This is a genomic window from Halomonas sp. DN3 (assembly GCF_024137905.1).
Lineage (GTDB): Bacteria > Pseudomonadota > Gammaproteobacteria > Pseudomonadales > Halomonadaceae > Halomonas > Halomonas litopenaei.
In genome coordinates, this window is sequence record NZ_CP099965.1 from 751911 (window position 1) to 770170 (window position 18260).

Genomic DNA, 18260 nt, shown 5'->3' on the forward strand with positions numbered 1-18260 from the left:
CCCCTGCCAGACGACAACACTCCCCGACCCCGGCCTCGCCGGGGTCGGTCATGGAGCAGACATGATCGACATCGACTTCACTCATCCACCGTTTTCATTGCTCGACGAGGCCGAGCGCGAGCGGGTCCTGGGCGGGCTGGATATCGCCTACTACGGGCGGGATGACGTGATCCTCGATGCAGGGCAGTCCGGCGAGTTCGTCTTCGTGATCCACAAGGGCGAAGTCGCCGAACTGGACCCGGCCGAGGGCCCCGCCGGGGGGCGCATCGGCCACTACACCGGGGGCGATCTGTTTGGTGCCATCAGCGTGATCAACGGCCAGAGCCGTTACCGCTTCGTCGCCGAAGAAGAAAGCCTGTGTTACCTGATGCCGCACACCTTGTTTCTGTCGCTGTGCGAGAACAATGCCGCCTTCTCGGACTACTTTCACCAGCGCCTGATCAGCAAGACGCGCTTGCTGGCCGAACGTCGCGCCGAGGGCGGGGTCACCCTGGCCGGATTCATGCTCGCCCGGGTGAACGAGTGCATGCGTGAACCGCTCAAGGTCGGCTCGACGACGTGCATTCGCGACGCCGTGCTGACCCTCAAGGACAAGGGCGCCGACAGCCTGCTGGTCGAGACGCCCGACGGTCCTGGCATGCTGACCAAGACCGACCTGCTCGAGGCCCTGGTGCTGGAGGGGTGCGACGGTGATGCCGAGGTCGGTGGAATCGCTCATCTGGCGCTGGTGACGGTGGATGAAAGCCAGTACCTGTTCGAGGCACTGATCGAGATGACCCGCCACAAGGTGGCCAGGGTGGTGGTGCTTCAGGGCCAGCGGCTGATCGGTGTCGTGGAGCTGACCGATGTGCTCAGCTTCTTTTCCAGCCGCAGCTACGTGGTCAGCCTGCAGGTCGAGCAGGCGACGACCCTGGCCTCGCTCAGCGAAGCAAGTCAGCGTGCGCCGGAGCTGGTCGAGGCGCTGATGGCCCAAGGGGTACGCATGCGCTTCGCCATGGGCATGCTGTCGGCGCTCAATGGGCGCATCATCAGCAAGGCCTGGCACTTCTCGATGCCGGCCCCTCAGCGCGAGCGCGCCTGTCTGCTGGTGCTCGGCAGCGAAGGGCGCGGCGAGCAGATCCTGAAGACCGACCAGGACAATGCGCTGATCCTGGCCGATGACCAGCAGTGGGACGAGCTCAGCGCAGATACCGCGCGGTTCACCAGCGTGCTCGACGATCTGGGCTATCCGCGCTGCCCGGGCAACATCATGGTCTCCAACCCCCAGTGGGTCGGCACCCTTGCGCAATGGCGCGCGCGCATCCGTCGCTGGGTCAGCGAACCCGACGGAGAAAGCCTGATGCGTCTGGCGGTGCTTGCCGACGCCTCGGGGGTGGCCGGTGACTTTGCCCTGGTGGACCGACTCCACGACGTGCTGATCGAAGAAACACGGGGCAATGAACTGTTGCTGACCCATCTGGCGAGGGGAGTGTTGCGGTTCTCGACGCCCTTGACCCTGTTTGGAACGCTGAAGAAGCCCGAGCACGGCGTCGACATCAAGAAGGGTGGCATCTTTCCCATCGTCCACGGTGTTCGCACCATGGCGCTGGAGTGCGGGCTGCGCGAGACCTCGACCCACGACCGGCTGGCGGCGCTGGCGTCACTCGGGCGCATCGAGCGAGTGGTGGCGGAGGATCTCGGCGAGGCGTTGTCGCTGTTCTGTGAGCTTCGGCTTCGGGCGCAGCTGGCCTACCGGCGCGACGATGCCCGGGCCACGGACGCCCCGGACAGGGTGGTGGTGCAGTCGCTCAATTCGCTGGAGCGGGACTTGCTGCGCGAGGCGCTGCACCTGGTCAAGGAGTTCAAGGCCAGCCTGTCCCACCGCTATCACCTGGAGTATGCATGAGTGTCGAGGCAGCCCCCCAGGGCAAGCTGCCTTGGCGTCAATGGTTTCGCTTGGGAGAGTACCCGATGCTGAGAGCGATCAGGCGTGTGGCCGACAGGCGTCGGCAGGCCGATGGCGATTTCGCCTGGCTGTTCAATCCCTATACCGGCGACGAGCTGGTGTCCCTGGACTGCGAAACCACCGGCCTGGATACCCGTCATGCGGAGCTGGTGTCCATCGCTGCGGTGCGCATTCGTGACGATCGCGTCTTGACCAGCGAGTCGCTGGACCTGCGGCTCGCGCGTCCTGCCAGTCTGAGTGGTGACTCCATCTGTATCCATCGCCTGCGTGGGGTCGACCTGGAAGGCGGCCTCGAGGTGCGCGAGGCCTTGACGACGCTGCTGGAATTTATCGGCAATCGCCCATTGGTCGGCTGGTGTATCGACTTCGACCTGGCCATGCTGGATCGCTACCTGAAGGCGGAGTTTGGCTTCTCGCTGCCCAACGCCACCATCGACGTGGCCCAGCAGTACCGCAAGCGGCTGCGCCGAAGTCACCCGGAAATCGAGGTGCAGCCGACCTTTGAACAATTGGCAGAGCGACTTGGAGTCCCGATCATGGGACGCCATACGGCCCTGGGCGACGCCGTCACCACGGCGCTGATGCATCTGCGCCTGGAAAGCGGGGCACTCACGGCGCCATCGCGCTGACCCGGTGCCGTCATCCGCGCTGACCCGTTGCCGTCATCCGCGCTGACCCGGTGCCGCCCGCACCGGCAACCATTCACCTGCAAGGAGATCCTGTCATGAGTCTGCACGCCATGTTGACCCTTCTCGAGCCCACGCTGCTGGCGCTGGGCCTGGTCTCGGTGCTGGTGGCCTACCTCCAGTACTATCGCCGTACCCGGGACCTGTGGGGCATGGTCAAGTTCTGGGAGAAGCGCCTGACCCTGACCGTGCGCGAGTTTGGCTGGCAACGTGCCGGCATCCTGCTGCTGTTGCTGGGCGTGGTGGTGCGCTATCTGCTGGCGCTGAACGTCGTCTAGGGCTTGTCTGAAAAGTGCCTGCGCTCGGTAATACGGCGTTAAAAATCGGATCAACATGCTCATTTACACCCCGTAAACTGCGCTTTCTCACCGATTTTTGCCTTGTCTAACCTTCGCTCGTCGACTTTTCGGACAGCGCCTAGGTCCCGGCTGACAGGCACTTGCGTTCTTCGACTTGCCAGACCAGACCAGGCCAGACCAGGCCACGACGCGCAAGGGCGCCACTACGGCGGTGCCGTCCTTGGCGGTTTCCGATGTGCCGCCGACGAAAAGCCCCCCCCTTATTGTCCTCGCCGGGGTAAGCGGTCGCTGACCTCTTCGCCACTAAAGCGTCCGGATGGTAGACTGGCGCCTCTTTCATTTTCAGCCGTGATGTCCCGCTCCCATGTCGCCACAGTCCGCCTCCGCCACCCTGTTCGATCCCCGTACCCCCGAGGATGACCATCTCTCGATCGATGCCGGCGACAGCCCGGCCGACCCTGCTGCGGATGGCGACCAGACGGAAGCTCACGTTCAGGCCAAGGCACGGCGTGAGTTCAACAAGCTGCAGAAGCGCCTGCGCCGCCAGGCCGGTAACGCCATCATCGACTACGGCATGATCCAGGAAGGCGACAAGATCATGGTGTGTCTGTCTGGTGGCAAGGACAGCTACACCATGCTCGAGATCCTGCGCAGCCTTCAGCGCAACGCGCCGGTCAACTTCTCGCTGGTGGCGGTGAATCTGGATCAGAAGCAGCCGGGCTTTCCGGAGCATGTGCTGCCGAACTATCTGGACAGCATCGGCGTGGACTACCACATCCTCGAGCGCGACACCTATTCGGTGGTGAAGGAGAAGACGCCGGAGGGCAAGACCACCTGCGCGCTCTGCTCACGCCTGCGGCGCGGCTCTCTCTATGGCTTCGCCGAGGAGATCGGGGCGACCAAGATCGCCCTGGGCCACCACCGCGAGGACATTCTCGAGACGCTGTTTCTGAACATGTTCTTCGGTGGCAGCCTCAAGGCGATGCCACCCAAGCTGCTCTCCGACGACGGCAAGAACATCGTCATCCGCCCGCTGGCGTACTGCCGCGAGGCCGATATCCAGGCCTACAGCGAGGCGATGGAGTTCCCGATCATCCCGTGCAACCTGTGTGGTTCCCAGCCCAACCTGCAGCGCCAGGTGGTCAAGGAGATGCTGGCCGAGTGGGAGGTCAAGCATCCCGGGCGCCTCGAGAGCATGTTCAAGGCGGTGACCAATGTGGCGCCGTCGCAGCTGGCGGATCGGCAACTGTTTGACTTCGAGGGGCTGGAGGCCGTGCAGGCCGAACGCCAGGCCCGGCGCATCGACGTGGTGGATGCCGACTGATCTCGCCAGCAGCGAATGTGCAGGACGCCATGACAGCAAAAGAGGCCGCATCTCCGGATGCGGCCTCTTTTTTGTCACACGCCATCTATTACGCTCTGCTTTCCAGATCCTGGATACAGGGCCCTGCCGGCCAGGCCCGGCACGCTGCTGCCAGATCCGCTCAGGTAACTTCGGTGTCGGCCAGGGTCGACAGCGCGGTCAGGTCGAGGATATTGACCTCACGTCCCGATACCGCCACCAGATCCTGCTGCTGGAAACGCCCGAGGATACGGCTGACCGTTTCCACCGCCAGCCCCAGGTGATTGCCGATGTCGGCGCGGGACATGGACAGGCGGAAGCTGAACGGTGAATAGCCGCGGCGGCGGAAGCGATCCGACAGGCCGAGGAAGAAGCAGGCCAGGCGCTGATCAGCGGTCTTGCGTGACAGCAGCTGCATCATCCGGCGGTCCTCTCGCAGCTCCTTGCTCAGGGTGCGAAACAGCTGGGCACGCAGCTCCGGCAGGGTCTGGGTCAGCGCATCGAGGCGGTCGAAGGGAATCTCGCACACCGTGGTGGTCTCCAGCGCCACCACGCTGCCGGGATAGCGGCCGTCGTCGATGCCATCCAGCCCAACCAGTTCACTGGGCAGGAAGAAGTTGGTCAACTGAGCTTCGCCGCTGCCTTCGGTGGTGATCTGCTTGAGACTCCCCGACCGGACCGCGAAGACGCTGGTGAAGCGATCTCCTTGCTCGACCAATCGTGTGCCTTTCTTGATCGGCGGGTGACGACGGATGATGGAATCGAAGCGCTCGAGGTCGGCGGTCTCCAGCGACAGCGGAAGGCACAAGGAACTCAGGCTGCAGGACTCACAGCGAGTCTCATGCAGCATGGGACGCCGCCGATCTTGGGCCGTAGGACTCATTCGCAGCTCCTGTGTATCTGGGATCGATATTGACTGGGCCATGGGGAGAACAGACGTCGCCCGTACAGCACGTTGATGGCACTATTCTACACCCTCAGATCAGCTAAAAGTGGCGTCTACCTCTTTAGGATTAATAACTTAGAGGTAGGATGCGTCATTGATGCAGCCCAGTCCAAAGTTGCCAGACGGCAAAGGCGATGATCATGCCAGCGGCGGCGAGGCGTGTTGCCCGATGCGCCAGCAGGGCCTGCATTTGTCTGGCGGCGAGGCCCGTCACCACCAGCGCCGGAAGCGTGCCAAGACCGAAGCTCGCCATCAGCAGTGCGCCCTCGAGGGGTTCGGCCCGTGCCAGGCTCCAGGCCAGCATCGAGTACACCAGGCCACAGGGCAGCCAGCCCCAGATGGCGCCCAGCGCCACCGCCTGGGGCAGACGCACCACCGGCAACAGGCGTCTGCCTGCGGGTTCCAGGTACCTCCAGAGGTGACGCCCCAGTGCCTCGACGTGACGCAGGCCTTTCCATAGATCGGCAATGTAAAGCGCCATCAGGATCAACATCAGGCTGGCGACGATCTGCATCAGGCCACGCAGGGTCGGCGAAAGGCCGATCACCGAACCCAGGGTGGCAACCAGAGCGCCCGCCACACAGTAGCTGGTGATACGACCTACATTGTAGCCGAGCACCAGAGAGCCCACCCGCCAAGGTTGACGCATGCTGGGGGGGATGGCAAAGGTCAGAGCGCTCATGATGCCGCCGCACATGCCAATACAGTGTGCACCACCAAGCAGACCAAACACGAAGGCCGCCATCATGGGAGGCAGCTCGAGGCCGGTAGGATTCACTCAGGCCCTCTGGATGATGGATCACGATCGGATGTCTGCGCAGGCGTTTCGGACGAGGAAGCGCCGTCATCGGCACTGCGAGTGTCGTCTTCATCTTCGAACAGGATGCGATAGGCGGGGCCTTCGAGGTCCTCGAACTGGTCGTTGCGCACCGCCCAGAAGAAGGCCCAGACCGCCAGGCCCAGCAGGATCAACGACAAGGGTATCAACAGGTAAAGGATGCTCATGGGCCGGGGCTTGCGGTGACGGGTGAAGGTGTCGCGGTCGGCCTGGTGCGTCCGCGCCGCAGACGCAGGGCATTGCCGATGACCAGTAACGAGCTGAGTGACATGCCGATGGCGGCAAGCCAAGGGGGCACGAAGCCCAGCGCCGCTGCGGGCAGCGCCACGACATTGTAGAGCACCGACCAGGACAGATTCTGGCGAATGATGCGACGGGTCTGGCGGGCCACCTCGATGGCTTCGACGATACCCGTGAGCGGTTCGCCCAGCAATACCAGATCGGCGCGGGTGCGGGTGAGGTCGCTGGCCCCGGCCATGGCGATGGCAAGGTCGGCGCCGGCCAGTACCGGCACGTCATTGATGCCATCACCGACCATGGCCACCTTTTCGCCCTTTGCCTGCCGCGCCTTCAAGTGCCCGAGCTTGTCCTCGGGGGTGGCCTCGCCACGCCACTGATCGACGCCCAGCGTGTGGGCAAGCTGGCCAACGTTGACGGCGCGGTCGCCCGACAGGATCTCGATGGCAAGCCCTCGCTGGGCGAGGGCGGCGAGGGTCTCGGCGGCGTCGTCACGGGGCTGATCGTCGAGCTTGAACCAGGCCTGGGGCTTGCCTTCGCAGGCCAGCAGCAACCAAAGCCCTGCGCCAGGGAGCTCAGGAACGGGTTGGCCCAGGCAGGCAAAATGCGGCTGGCCCAGTCGCCAGCGCCGGCCGTCGATCACGCCATCCACGCCCTGGCCCGGGTGATTGCGCAGTTCGCTGGCCTGGCAGCTGGCGTCGCGCCAGGCAGCGAAGGCGCGGGCGATGGGGTGCTCCGAGCCGGTTTCCAGTGCCGCCGCCAGGGCCAGATGCCGGCGCTTGGTGGCAGGGTCCATCTCGCCATTGTTGGCGCTTCCTTCGTCGTCGCTCAGCGGCCGGTGTTCGGCGAGTTGCATGCGCCCCCGGGTCAGGGTGCCGGTCTTGTCGAAGACGACGCGATCGAGGCCGGCCAGGGTCTCCAGCGCATCGGCTCGGGTCACCAGTACCCCGGCACGTCTCAGCCGGCCGTGGGCCACGGTCAGGGCGGTGGGGGTCGCCAGCGCCAGGGCGCAGGGGCAGGTCACCACCAGTACCGACAGGGTGATCCACAGGCTGCGGCTCGGGTCGATCAGGCTCCAGACCAGCGCCACCAGGGCGGTGATGACCAGCAGGTTCAACACGAAGCGATGGGCCACCTGCTCGGCCAGGCGGGCGATACGTGGACGATGGGTGAAGGCACGGTCGGTGAGATCGAGAATGCCGGCGGCGCGGGTGTCGTCGCCGACGCGGGTGACCATCACTTCGATCGGGCTGTCCATGCACAGGGTACCTGCGTGCACGGCATCTCCCTGGCGACGCAGGAGGGGCAGCGATTCGCCGGTCAGCAGCGACTCGTCGATCTGGGCAAGACCCGAGGTCAGGTTGCCGTCCGCGGGAATCTGGGCGCCGGGGCTGACCCGAACCCGGTCACCCGGGACCAGCCGACTGGCGGGGATGACGCGTTCATCGCCATGCTCGTCGAGGCGCACCGCAGCGCTCGGCAGGGCGCTGGCCAGGGCATTGCCGCTACGGCCGTAGTGAGTACGGGCGCGAGACTCCAGGTAGCGTCCGAACAGCAGGAAGAAGGTGAACATGCTGACCGAGTCGAAGTAGCGGTCACCGGAGTCGCTCACGACCGACCAGGTGCTGGCGATAAAGGCCCCACCGATGGCCAGGGCCACCGGCACATCCATGCCCAGCACGCGGGTTCGCAGATCACGCAGGGCGCCGACGAAGAAGGGTTGGGCCGAGTACAGTACCACCGGAGTGGTCAGCGCCAGCGATAGCCAGGCAAACAGGCGCTCGAACTCGGTGCTGAGATCACCGCCGTCGACGTAGTGCGGGATGGAAAACATCAGCACCTGCATCATGCCGACGGCCGCCACGATCAGGCGTCTTATCATCTGGCGCGACTGTTGCTTGAGCCGCTGCTGGGCCTGGTCCGGCTCGTAGGGCTGGGAGGGATAGCCGATGGCGGCCATCTCGGCCAGCAGGCGCGACAGCGACAGACGTTCAGGATCCCAGCGCACCTGAAGGCGGTGCTGGGAAAGATTGACAGCACAGCTCTTCAGGCCGTCGAGGGCATTCAGGCGGTGCTCGATCAGCCAGGCGCAGGCGGCGCAGGTGATGCCATCCACCGCCAGGGTCGCTACCTTGGTGTCGCCATCCTGACGCACGAAACGATCCTGCAGGCCCGGATCGTCGAATACCTGATAGCGGGCCTCGTCGGCGGGTATCGGCGATGGGCGCTCCGGCAGGGCGGTGCGAAAGCGATAGTAGCTGTCCAGGCCGCCGCCGACGATGGCCTGGGCCACCGCCTCGCAGCCCGGGCAGCACAGCGGATGGCGCTGGCCATCCAGGGTGATCGACCAGGGCGCCCCGGCCTCCACCGGGGCGCCACAGTGGTAGCACGAGGCCGCCATCAGAGTCCCGGTGTCAGGCGCACGGAGGTCTCCCGCGGGAACTCTGCCTCGCCGGTCAGGCGCCATTCAGGCTGCTGTCCTGACGCGCCTTCTGCGTGGGGCTGCAGCTGAAGGTACCAGCGATAGCGCAGATTGCGTTCGAGGGTGCCGACGTAGTGGCCTTCACGGGTGTGGGTCAGCACCAGTGCCCGGTCGCGGGCGCCATCGGTGGGGAACTTCAGCGCCAGATCCAGCCGCTCTGGGCGTTCGTCGCCATCGAGCGTTACCACCACGTCGCCGGTGGTGGCGTCGATGCGCAGCTCGGCCGCCAGCCCCAGCGCCTCGGCACGTTGCTGCTTTTCGAGCTGGACGTTGATGGCCAGACCTTCCTTGTAGTAATCGTCCGGCACCGAACCGTCGAAGTAGCGGATCGAGAAGGCCAGGTAGACCATGCTGAAGGTGACCGACGACAGCAGCAGGGCGATCAGGAACCAGGGCCAGAACTGCTTGTACCAGGGCGGCACCTGGGGATCGGACAGGGACATCAGGGGGTAACTCCTATAAAGCGGCTTTCACGTTCGATGGCCACGGACGGATCGTCCTCGGCGAGGACGCGAACGCTGATATCGGCACTGCGTTGTTCCATCTGATCAGGATTCACGCTCAAGGTCATCACCAGTTGGCGGGACTGGTTGGCGGGAACCTCGATGGCGGTGGTGTCGCTCTCGAGACCTTCGATGCCGGCTACCTCGATCACGTAGCGATGAGGGCGGTTGTCGAGGTTACGCACGGTCATGGCGTAGGAGTTGGCGATGCGTCCATCGGTCAGTGTCTGATAGAGCCGAGCGCGATCGCGCTCCACATCCACATCCAGCGGTGTGCGGTCGGCGATGGTCCAGACGAACAGGCCGATCATCACCACCAGGGCGACCAGATAGCCGATCAGTCGAGGCCTCAACAGGTGGGTCTTGTTGCCGTCGAGGGCGTGCTCGGTGGTGTAACGTACCAGGCCACGGGGGTAGCCCATCTTGTCCATGACGCTGTCGCAGGCGTCTATGCAGGCGGCGCAGGTGATGCACTGGTACTGCAGACCGTCGCGGATATCGATGCCGGTCGGACAGACCTGAACACAGAGGTCGCAGTCGATGCAGTGGCCAAGGCCCTGCTCTGCCGGGTCGGCGTTGCGCTTGCGCGGGCCGCGAGGCTCCCCGCGGTGGTAGTCGTAGGACACGATCAGGGTGTCGCGATCGAACATCACCGACTGGAAGCGGGCGTAGGGGCACATGTACAGGCAGACCTGCTCGCGCAGCCAGCCGGCGTTCAGGTAGGTGAAGACGATAAAGAAGCCGACCCAGAAATAGGACCAGCCGCTGGCCGAGAGGGTGGCAAGATCCAGCACCAGGCCACCGATCGGGGTGAAGTAGCCGACGAAGGTGATGCCGGTGGCCGCCGAGATGATCAGCCAGATGGCGTGCTTGGCGCTCTTGCGCCAGGCCTTGTCGGCGTCCCAGGAGCGCTTGTCGAGCTTGATGCGACGATTGCGCGGCCCCTCGATGCGGTGCTCGACCCAGATGAACAGGAAGGTCCAGACGCTCTGGGGGCAGGTGTAACCGCACCAGACACGGCCGGCAAAGACGGTGATGAAGAACAGGCCGAAGGCGCAGATGATCAAAAGCCAGGACAGCAGCACGAATTCCTGAGGGTAGAAGGTGGCGGCGAAGATATGAAATTCGCGCCCCGGCAGATCAAACCAGACCGCCGGTCGATCACCCCAGGGAATCCAGGGCAGCAGCAGAAAACCGAGCATCAGCGCCCAGTTGGCGACCCGACGGACACGCTGGAACACGCCTTTGATCTCGCGTACGTAGATGTGCCGGCGGCTCTCGTACATGCTCTGGCTGTCGGGGGAATGGTGCGACACCGCAGGGTCGGTGACGTCGTGGGCAGGGATCTTGTCGCTCATGGCAGACTCACATCGCGTCGATGGGGCCGAAGCCCCAGTCTAGCGATTGACGGGTAGGTGGGTGGCGAGTGCGGCCAAGCGCCGCACTCGCCGCGGGAGCGATCCCGCTGGGGTCACTACTGACTCTGGTCTTGATTCTGGCTCAGACCATAGACATAGGCGGCGACCAGGTGGACCCGCTCCTCGCCGATGTAGGCGGCCTGCGCCGGCATATGGCCATTGCGGCCGTTGCGCAGCGTCTGACGCACGGAGTCGGCCAGGCTCTGGCCCGGTGCCTGGTACAGCCAGCTGTCGTCGGTCAGATTGGGCGCGCCCAGCGCCTGGTTGCCGGTACCGTCAGGCATATGGCAGGCGGCACATACCGAGGTGAAGACGGCGCCGCCTTTTTCGGCACGTTCGGCGTCCTCGGCCTGGCCGGACAGCGACAGCACATGCTGGGTCAGGTTCTCGATATTGTCCGCGCCGAGCTGCTGCCATGACGGCATCAGGCCATTGCGTCCATTGTTGATGGTGGTGACGATGTGCTCGGGCTCGCCGCCGTAGAGCCAGTCGTCGTCGGTCAGATTGGGGAAGCCGTAGCCGCCCTTGGCGTTGGAACCGTGGCAGATGGCGCAGTTGTTGAGGAAGATGCGCTCGGCCACCTGCATGGCGTCACCGTCCTGGGCGAGTTCCGGGATGGGTACCTGCTGGTACTTCTCGAAGATCGGCGCAAAGCGCTCTTCGGCCTGGGCGACCTCTTCCTCCCACTGACCTTCCTGGCTCCAGCCCAGCACACCGGCGAAGTTGCCGAGGCCCGGATACAGCACCAGATAGCCCAGGGAAAAGATCACCGTGGCAACGTAGAGCTGAAACCACCAGCGAGGCAGCGGGTTGTCGTATTCGTCGATACCGTCGGCGGTGTGGCCGGTGGTCTCGACAGTGCCGTCGGCGTCAGGGCGCTTGTCGGTCTTGCGGTTGGCCCACAGAAGCCAGAACGCAAAGCCGATGGTGCCGAGCGTGATGACGATGATCCAGGCACTCCAGAAGCCTGAGAGGGCATCACCCCAAAGCGTATTCATGTGTTCTTCTCTCCCCTGTCCTCTCGGGAATCGGCCTGTCGCTCGGCCGTGCGGTCACGATTCGGTTGTTCGTCGTCGTCGGCGAACGGCAGCTGCGCCGCCTGATCGAACTCGCGCTTGCGGCGGCTCGAGTAGGCCCAGGCCACCAGGCCCAGGAAGGCGATCAGCAGGATGCCGGTCAAGATGCCGCGAAAGGTTCCGATATCCATGGTTACGGGCTCTTCGCCGAGCTGGGCAACACCGTGCCAAGCTGCTGCAGGTAGGCGACCAGGGCGGTGATTTCACGCTCACCGCGGACCTCGCTGGTGGCGTTGGCGATCTGCTCGTCGGTGTAGGGCACGCCCAGTTTCTGAAGGGTGCGCATCTTGGCCGGGGTGTCCTCGCCGTCCAGGGTGTTCTCGAACAGCCAGGGGTAGGCCGGCATCACCGATTCGGGCACCACGTCCCGCGGGTTGTAGAGGTGGGCACGATGCCAGTCGTCACTGTAGCGACCGCCGACGCGGGCCAGGTCCGGGCCGGTGCGCTTGGACCCCCACAGGAAGTTGTGCTCGTAGACGGATTCACCGGCCACACTGTAGTGGCCATAGCGCTCGGTCTCGGCACGGAAGGGGCGAATCATCTGCGAATGACAGCCGACGCAGCCTTCGCGGCGATAGATGTCCCGGCCTTCCAGTTCCAGTGCGGACAGTGGCTCGAGGCCCTCGACCGGCTCCGTGGTCTGCTTCTGGAAGAACAGCGGTACGATCTCGGCCAGGCCACCGAAGCTGATCACCACCAGCACCAGCACCGCCATCAAACCGACGTTCTTTTCTATGATCTCGTGTTTCATGTCAGTCTCGGTCCTTCGTTGACTCAGGCGGTCTGGGGCAGGGGCGCGCCGCGCTTGGCGGAACCCTTGACGGTCATGGCCACGTTGACGGCCATGATCAGCATGCCGGTCACCCAGAAAAGGCCACCGATCAGGCGCACGATGTAGCCGGGGCCGCTAGCCTCGACGGTCTCGACGAAGGTGTACATCAAGGTGCCGTCTTCGTTGATGGCGCGCCACATCAGGCCCTGCAGGATGCCGTTGACCCACATCGCGGCGATGTACAGCACGGTGCCGATGGTGGCCAGCCAGAAGTGCACCGCCACCAGCTTGACGGAGTACATCTCGGTGTGACCGAACAGGCGTGGAATCAGGTGGTACATCGAGCCGATGGTGATCATCGCGACCCAGCCGAGGGCGCCGGCGTGGACGTGACCGATGGTCCAGTCGGTGTAGTGGGACAGGGCGTTGACGGTCTTCACCGCCATCATCGGGCCTTCGAAGGTCGACATGCCGTAGAACGACAACGCGACGACGAGAAAGCGCAGGGTCGGGTCGGTTCGCAGCTTATGCCAGGCCCCGGAGAGCGTCATCATGCCGTTGATCATGCCGCCCCAGGAGGGCGCCAGCAGAATGATCGACATCACCATGCCCAGCGACTGCGCCCAGTTCGGCAGGGCGGTGTAGTGCAGGTGGTGGGGACCGGCCCACATGTAGACCATGATCAGCGCCCAGAAGTGGACGATGGACAGGCGGTAGGAGTAGACCGGGCGCTCGGCTTGCTTGGGCACAAAGTAATACATCATGCCGAGGAAGCCGGCGGTCAGGAAGAAGCCTACCGCGTTGTGGCCGTACCACCACTGCACCATGGCGTCGATGGCGCCGGAGTAGATGGAGATGGAGTAGGTGGCGGTGACCGGAAGGGCCGCGCTGTTGACGATGTGCAGTACGGCAACGGTCAGGATGAAGGCGGCGAAGAACCAGTTGGCCACGTAGATGTGGGAGGTCTTGCGGACCTTGATGGTGCCTAGGAAGACGGCTGCGTAGGTCACCCACACCACCGCGAGCAGAATGTCGATGGGCCATTCCAGCTCGGCGTATTCCTTGACCTCGGTGAGGCCCAGCGGCAGGGTGACGACCGCGCACAGGATGACCGCCTGGTAGCCCCAGAAGGTAAAGGCGGCCAGCTTGTCGCTGATCAGCCTCACCTGGCAGGTGCGCTGGACGACGTAGTAGGACGTCGCGAACAGGGCGGAGCCGCCGAAGGCGAAGATGACCGCATTGGTATGCAGCGGGCGAAGCCGACCGAAGCTTGTCCAGGGCAAGCCAAGGTTGAGTTCCGGCCAGACCAGTTGGGCGGCGAGAATCACACCGAGGGTCATGCCCACGATGCCCCACACCACCGTCATGATCGCGAACTGCCGGACCACCTTGTAGTTGTAGGTCGGATGTTCAAATGCTGTGCTCATGATCAGTTTCCCATCGATCGCGTAAAGGGGACGATCCCCCGGCCATAGTGCCTGCCCGGCAATTGCCTCAGAATGATGCAGATCAACAACCACTCAGAATTCTAGCCCAGCCTGGCAGTGAGAAGAACTTAGCCTCTGGTGGCAGTGAACTTTGGAAACTTGGCCGTGTCACAACTCGTTTTACCCGACGCTTTTACTCAGGAATTCAGTCAGGCACTCGCCGCCGGGCACCGTGGCGAGTGGCAAGTGCCCGACCTGGCGCCGGTGATCCTGGAGGGACCACCTTGCCGAGACGTGTTGTTGCTGGCGCATGGGGCCGGTGCCGGACACGATTCACCCTTTTTGCTTGAATGGCGCGCGGCGCTGGCCAGGGCCGGCGTACAGACGCTGTCATTCGAGTTTGCCTACCTGCGCGAGATGCGTGCGGCGGGGCGTCGGCGGCCGCCGCCCAGGGTGGCTCGGCTGGTGGAGGAAATGCGCCTCTGGCGTGACGTTTTGTCGCAGTTGGTGCCGGGGGCGCTGTGGCTCGGCGGCAAGTCCATGGGCGGGCGGGTGGCCAGTCTGCTGGCCGCCGAGGACGGTGCACCGGGGCTGGTGCTGGCTGGCTACCCCTTTCATCCCGTGGGCAAGCCCGAGCGCCTGCGGCTGGATCACTGGCCGTCGCTGGCTTGCCCTCTGGTGGTACTGCAGGGTACCCGGGACCCTTTCGGTACTCGCGACGAGGTGGCGGGCTATGAGTTGCCGGCGCATGCGTGTCTTGAATGGCTCGAGGATGGCGACCACGACTGGTCGCCGCGGCGCTTGAGTGGACTGTCGCGTCAGGACCTGATGGCTAAGGCGGCGCGCGCTACCGCGGACGCCATGAGCAAGTCGTGAGCGCTTCTTTCTACAAGGGTGGATATCACGGCGCTGTGGCGCCAGCCCTTGCGCCGCCTGGCTTTCGGCCCAAGTCGATGAATGCACGGGCAAAAGTCGGGACAAAAAAAACGAGAAAGATGCGTGGAGCGCGTTGACATCCCTCGGATGTTCTGTAGAATGCAGCGCCACGTGACCAGGGGTGGTTAGCTCAGCTGGGAGAGCACCAGCCTTACAAGCTGGGGGTCACAGGTTCGAACCCTGTACCACCCACCATCATGAAAATGATGGATGGACACGTAGAGTAGAGAGCGCTGGACCGGTAGTTCAGTTGGTTAGAATGCCGGCCTGTCACGCCGGAGGTCGCGGGTTCGAGTCCCGTCCGGTCCGCCAGCGTCTCTTCTCGAATTGGTCATCATTGCGGACCGGTAGTTCAGTTGGTTAGAATGCCGGCCTGTCACGCCGGAGGTCGCGGGTTCGAGTCCCGTCCGGTCCGCCACGATGACAAGCCAAAGACGACGTCTTCAGGAAACTCGAGACATCGCACCGTGTGAAATAACGTGGGTGATTAGCTCAGTTGGTTAGAGCACCAGCCTCACATGCTGGGGGTCACTGGTTCGAATCCGGTATCACCCACCACGCGGACCGGTAGTTCAGTTGGTTAGAATGCCGGCCTGTCACGCCGGAGGTCGCGGGTTCGAGTCCCGTCCGGTCCGCCAGTTTCACTCGATCCAGTTCGCTGGAAAAGTCCGGTCCTGTTACCGGCGCTTATTTCGGAAGGCCCCGCTGCTACGCAGCGGGGCCTTTTTCGTGTGCGTCAGGTCAGCGGTGGTGGACGAGGGTTGACTGGAGGGCTATCCAGAGAGCTGTTCCAGGAGGACGATTCCAGGAGCTGTTTCAGGAGCTCTTTCAAGAGCTATCCCCGGAGCTGGCCAGAAAGAAACCTTTGCCCGACGATGCGTTTTGCGCGCATTTTCATCGAGGGGGGTGGCAGAGGGTGGACTGCTATCATACAGTTGTTTGAAATTGGTCGATGAGTGGCGCCAATTGTGTGAGCGCGCCATCCGACACCGCCAACAACAACGCGCAGCCTGTGCTGCGAAGGACCGCCCCGTGACCGCCTATCCCCAGCTCTTCACTCCCTTGCGCCTGGGCCATCTGAGCCTGCCCAATCGTGTGCTGATGGGCTCCATGCATACCAACCTGGAAGAAGCACCGCGCGGCTTCGAGCGTCTGGCCGCCTTCTACGCCGAGCGCGCCCGCGAGGGAGTGGCGCTGATTGTGACCGGCGGCATCGCCCCCAACGCCGAAGGCGCCGTCTTCCAGGGGGCCTCGCAGTTGACCAGCGAGGACCAGCTCGAGGGACACCGTCAGGTCGTCGAGGCGGTGCACGCCGAGGGCGGACGCATCTGCATGCAGATCCTGCACGCTGGGCGCTACGCCTACTCGCCGGAGCTGGTGGCGCCGTCGGCGATCCAGGCGCCGATCAATCCCTTCGTGCCGCGTGAGCTTACTGACGAGGATGTGGAGCGGCAGATCGACGACTACGTGCGCTGCGCGCGCCTGGCCCAGCAGGCCGGCTACGATGGCGTCGAGATCATGGGCTCCGAGGGCTACCTGATCAATCAGTTCATCTGTCGGCGCACCAATCAGCGCCAGGATCGCTGGGGCGGCGACTTCGACAATCGCTGTCGCTTTGCGCTGGAGATCCTGCGCCGGGTACGCGCGGCGGTGGGGGATCGTTTTCTGCTGATCTACCGGCTGTCGATGATCGACCTGGTGGAGGACGGCAGCACCCATGACGAGGTCATCGCCCTGGGGCAGGCGGTGGAAGCCGCCGGTGCCGACGTCATCAACACCGGCATCGGCTGGCACGAGGCCAGGGTGCCGACCATCGTCACCAGTGTGCCGCGGGCGGCCTTTACCGAGGTGTCCCGGCGCATGCGTCAGGCGGTGGCGATTCCGCTGATCACCACCAACCGCATCAACATGCCCGAGGTGGCTGAGCGGGTGCTCGCCGAGGGCCACGCCGACATGGTCTCCATGGCCCGGCCTCTGCTGGCCGACCCCGCCTGGGTGGCCAAGGCTCGCGGCGACAGAGCAGACGAGATCAACACCTGCATCGCCTGCAACCAGGCCTGCCTCGACCACACCTTCCAGGGCAAGCTGACCTCGTGCCTGGTCAATCCTCGCGCCTGTCACGAGACCGAGCTGTCGCTGGAGCCGGCCGCCACGCCGCAGGCGGTGGCGGTGGTAGGGGGCGGTCCTGCCGGACTCGCTACCGCCGTCAGTGCCGCCGAGCGGGGCCACAGGGTCACCCTGTTCGAGCGCCAATCCAGTCTGGGGGGGCAGTTCAACTTTGCCCGTCGGATACCTGGCAAGGAGGAGTTCGACGAGACGCTGCGCTACTTCCGGGTCATGCTCGACAAGACCGGTGTCGACGTCAGGCTGTCCTGTGAAGCAACGCTGACCGACCTCGAGGGCTTTGATCACGTGGTGCTGGCCACCGGCGTCCGTCCCCGCCAGCTTCAGTTGCCCGGTGCCGATCATGCCAGTGTGCTGAGCTACGCAGAGGCAATCGAGTCACCCGGGCGGGTCGGGCGGCGGGTCGCCATCATCGGTGCAGGAGGTATCGGCTTTGACGTGGCGGAGCTACTGACCCACGTCGCCCCGGGTGACGACCCCCTGGCCGAGTGGTGTGACGAGTGGGGCGTGGATCTCGCCGTGAGCGCGCCGGGAGGGCTCAAGCCCGCACAGCGTCCCGAGTCACCGCGGGAGGTCTTTCTGCTGCAGCGCAAGAGCTCCAAGCCCGGCAAGGGGCTTGGCACTACCTCTGGCTGGGTGCATCGGGCCTCGCTGCGCCATCGGGGCGTCCAGGCGATACCCGGCTGCGAGTATCAGCGTATCGACGACCAGGGCCTGCATCTGAGCGTTGACGGCGAGGAGCGCACCCTGGCCGTGGACAGTGTGGTGGTGTGTGCCGGGCAGGAGTCGGTGCGTGAGCTGGTAGCGCCACTTGAGGCCGCCGGCGTTCGGGTGTCGATCATCGGTGGGGCGGACAAGGCAGCGGAGCTGGACGCCAAGCGCGCCATCGATCAGGGCGTGCGTCTGGCGGCGTCACTGTAGGATTGTCGACAATAAAATATGCAGATTCGGTAATCCTCAGGAGGTGCGCTGTCGTGCCTCATGAGGACCGGGCAGGTGGCGTCCGGCGCTGGCTTCCCGGCCGTCGGCTACCTCGGCTTTGGTGCCTCTTGACCCTCTTAGGTCGAATTACGTCTGGACAATGAAACGCTTCTGCTGGCATGAGTTCTTATAGGTAAGGACGTTCAGCGTTGAAGATCCGAGCATCGTCATTGGCTAATGCTGTTCTACGCTGAGAGTACCCCCTCGACAAGGGCGATGGCAGGCAAGGGTGGGTGACGTCGTCCAGA

Annotated in this window: 16 protein-coding genes and 5 tRNA genes; 11 read left to right on the forward strand and 10 right to left on the reverse strand. The window is 64.3% G+C overall.

Annotated elements, in window-relative coordinates:
• Nucleotides 1-61: 61 nt before the first annotated feature.
• From NKF27_RS03410 to ttcA, 4 genes are all read left to right on the forward strand, one after another.
• Nucleotides 62-1885: a DUF294 nucleotidyltransferase-like domain-containing protein gene (locus tag NKF27_RS03410; protein ID WP_253555349.1), complete on the forward strand. Its 1824-nt coding sequence runs from the start codon at nucleotides 62-64 to the stop codon at nucleotides 1883-1885.
• Nucleotides 1882-2574, forward strand: coding sequence for a 3'-5' exonuclease (locus tag NKF27_RS03415; RefSeq protein ID WP_308812406.1), 693 nt, complete (start codon nucleotides 1882-1884; stop codon nucleotides 2572-2574). The genes NKF27_RS03410 and NKF27_RS03415 overlap by 4 nt, the downstream gene beginning before the upstream one ends.
• A 95-nt stretch (nucleotides 2575-2669) precedes the next feature.
• On the forward strand, nucleotides 2670-2909 hold the full coding sequence (locus NKF27_RS03420; RefSeq protein ID WP_239452527.1) for a hypothetical protein: 240 nt from the start codon (nucleotides 2670-2672) through the stop codon (nucleotides 2907-2909).
• 385 nt (nucleotides 2910-3294) lie between these two features.
• Nucleotides 3295-4254 carry a tRNA 2-thiocytidine(32) synthetase TtcA gene (ttcA, locus tag NKF27_RS03425; RefSeq protein ID WP_253555350.1) on the forward strand — a complete coding sequence of 320 codons (960 nt, stop codon included), beginning with the start codon at nucleotides 3295-3297 and terminating at the stop codon, nucleotides 4252-4254.
• A 160-nt stretch (nucleotides 4255-4414) separates the two neighbouring features.
• Here ttcA and fnr read toward each other — a convergent pair whose 3' ends face one another.
• The 10 genes from fnr to ccoN form a co-directional block, all read right to left on the reverse strand.
• Nucleotides 4415-5155, reverse strand: a complete 741-nt coding sequence (fnr, locus tag NKF27_RS03430; protein WP_045992157.1) for a fumarate/nitrate reduction transcriptional regulator Fnr — start codon at nucleotides 5153-5155, stop codon at nucleotides 4415-4417.
• 154 nt (nucleotides 5156-5309) lie between these two features.
• Entirely contained in the window at nucleotides 5310-5996 is a 687-nt protein-coding gene (locus tag NKF27_RS03435) for a sulfite exporter TauE/SafE family protein (protein WP_253555351.1), read from the reverse strand.
• Nucleotides 5993-6223: a cbb3-type cytochrome oxidase assembly protein CcoS gene (gene ccoS, locus NKF27_RS03440; protein WP_253555352.1), complete on the reverse strand. Its 231-nt coding sequence runs from the start codon at nucleotides 6221-6223 to the stop codon at nucleotides 5993-5995. The genes NKF27_RS03435 and ccoS overlap by 4 nt, the downstream gene beginning before the upstream one ends.
• A complete protein-coding gene (locus tag NKF27_RS03445) occupies nucleotides 6220-8694 on the reverse strand; it encodes a heavy metal translocating P-type ATPase (protein WP_253555353.1) in 2475 nt (824 codons plus the stop codon). The genes ccoS and NKF27_RS03445 overlap by 4 nt, the downstream gene beginning before the upstream one ends.
• Complete coding sequence (locus tag NKF27_RS03450) at nucleotides 8694-9218, reverse strand: FixH family protein (RefSeq protein ID WP_124802786.1); 525 nt, start codon at nucleotides 9216-9218, stop codon at nucleotides 8694-8696. The genes NKF27_RS03445 and NKF27_RS03450 overlap by 1 nt, the downstream gene beginning before the upstream one ends.
• Nucleotides 9218-10636, reverse strand: coding sequence for a cytochrome c oxidase accessory protein CcoG (ccoG, locus tag NKF27_RS03455; RefSeq protein WP_239452526.1), 1419 nt, complete (start codon nucleotides 10634-10636; stop codon nucleotides 9218-9220). The genes NKF27_RS03450 and ccoG overlap by 1 nt, the downstream gene beginning before the upstream one ends.
• Nucleotides 10637-10752: 116 nt before the next feature.
• On the reverse strand, nucleotides 10753-11694 hold the full coding sequence (gene ccoP, locus NKF27_RS03460; protein WP_045992152.1) for a cytochrome-c oxidase, cbb3-type subunit III: 942 nt from the start codon (nucleotides 11692-11694) through the stop codon (nucleotides 10753-10755).
• Nucleotides 11691-11903 (reverse strand): CcoQ/FixQ family Cbb3-type cytochrome c oxidase assembly chaperone, encoded by a 213-nt coding sequence (locus tag NKF27_RS03465; protein WP_045992151.1) that lies wholly within the window; start codon nucleotides 11901-11903, stop codon nucleotides 11691-11693. The genes ccoP and NKF27_RS03465 overlap by 4 nt, the downstream gene beginning before the upstream one ends.
• A gap of 2 nt (nucleotides 11904-11905) precedes the next feature.
• The gene (gene ccoO / locus NKF27_RS03470; RefSeq protein ID WP_108131320.1) at nucleotides 11906-12523 is read right to left on the reverse strand and encodes a cytochrome-c oxidase, cbb3-type subunit II; all 618 of its coding nucleotides are present in this window, start codon (nucleotides 12521-12523) and stop codon (nucleotides 11906-11908) included.
• A 23-nt stretch (nucleotides 12524-12546) separates the two neighbouring features.
• Nucleotides 12547-13971: a cytochrome-c oxidase, cbb3-type subunit I gene (gene ccoN, locus NKF27_RS03475; protein ID WP_045992149.1), complete on the reverse strand. Its 1425-nt coding sequence runs from the start codon at nucleotides 13969-13971 to the stop codon at nucleotides 12547-12549.
• A gap of 165 nt (nucleotides 13972-14136) precedes the next feature.
• Between ccoN and NKF27_RS03480 the strand changes: the two genes are divergently transcribed.
• From NKF27_RS03480 to NKF27_RS03510, 7 genes are all read left to right on the forward strand, one after another.
• Nucleotides 14137-14847 (forward strand): alpha/beta family hydrolase, encoded by a 711-nt coding sequence (locus tag NKF27_RS03480; RefSeq protein ID WP_253555354.1) that lies wholly within the window; start codon nucleotides 14137-14139, stop codon nucleotides 14845-14847.
• 179 nt (nucleotides 14848-15026) lie between these two features.
• Nucleotides 15027-15102: transfer RNA gene (locus tag NKF27_RS03485), tRNA-Val, on the forward strand.
• 40 nt (nucleotides 15103-15142) lie between these two features.
• Nucleotides 15143-15219: transfer RNA gene (locus NKF27_RS03490), tRNA-Asp, on the forward strand.
• Nucleotides 15220-15248: 29 nt separating this feature from the next.
• Nucleotides 15249-15325: transfer RNA gene (locus tag NKF27_RS03495), tRNA-Asp, on the forward strand.
• A 63-nt stretch (nucleotides 15326-15388) separates the two neighbouring features.
• Nucleotides 15389-15465, forward strand: a tRNA-Val gene (locus NKF27_RS03500).
• 3 nt (nucleotides 15466-15468) lie between these two features.
• Nucleotides 15469-15545 (forward strand) — tRNA-Asp (locus tag NKF27_RS03505).
• 394 nt (nucleotides 15546-15939) lie between these two features.
• Nucleotides 15940-17952, forward strand: a complete 2013-nt coding sequence (locus tag NKF27_RS03510; protein ID WP_253555355.1) for an NADPH-dependent 2,4-dienoyl-CoA reductase — start codon at nucleotides 15940-15942, stop codon at nucleotides 17950-17952.
• The last annotated feature ends 308 nt before the right edge of the window (nucleotides 17953-18260 follow it).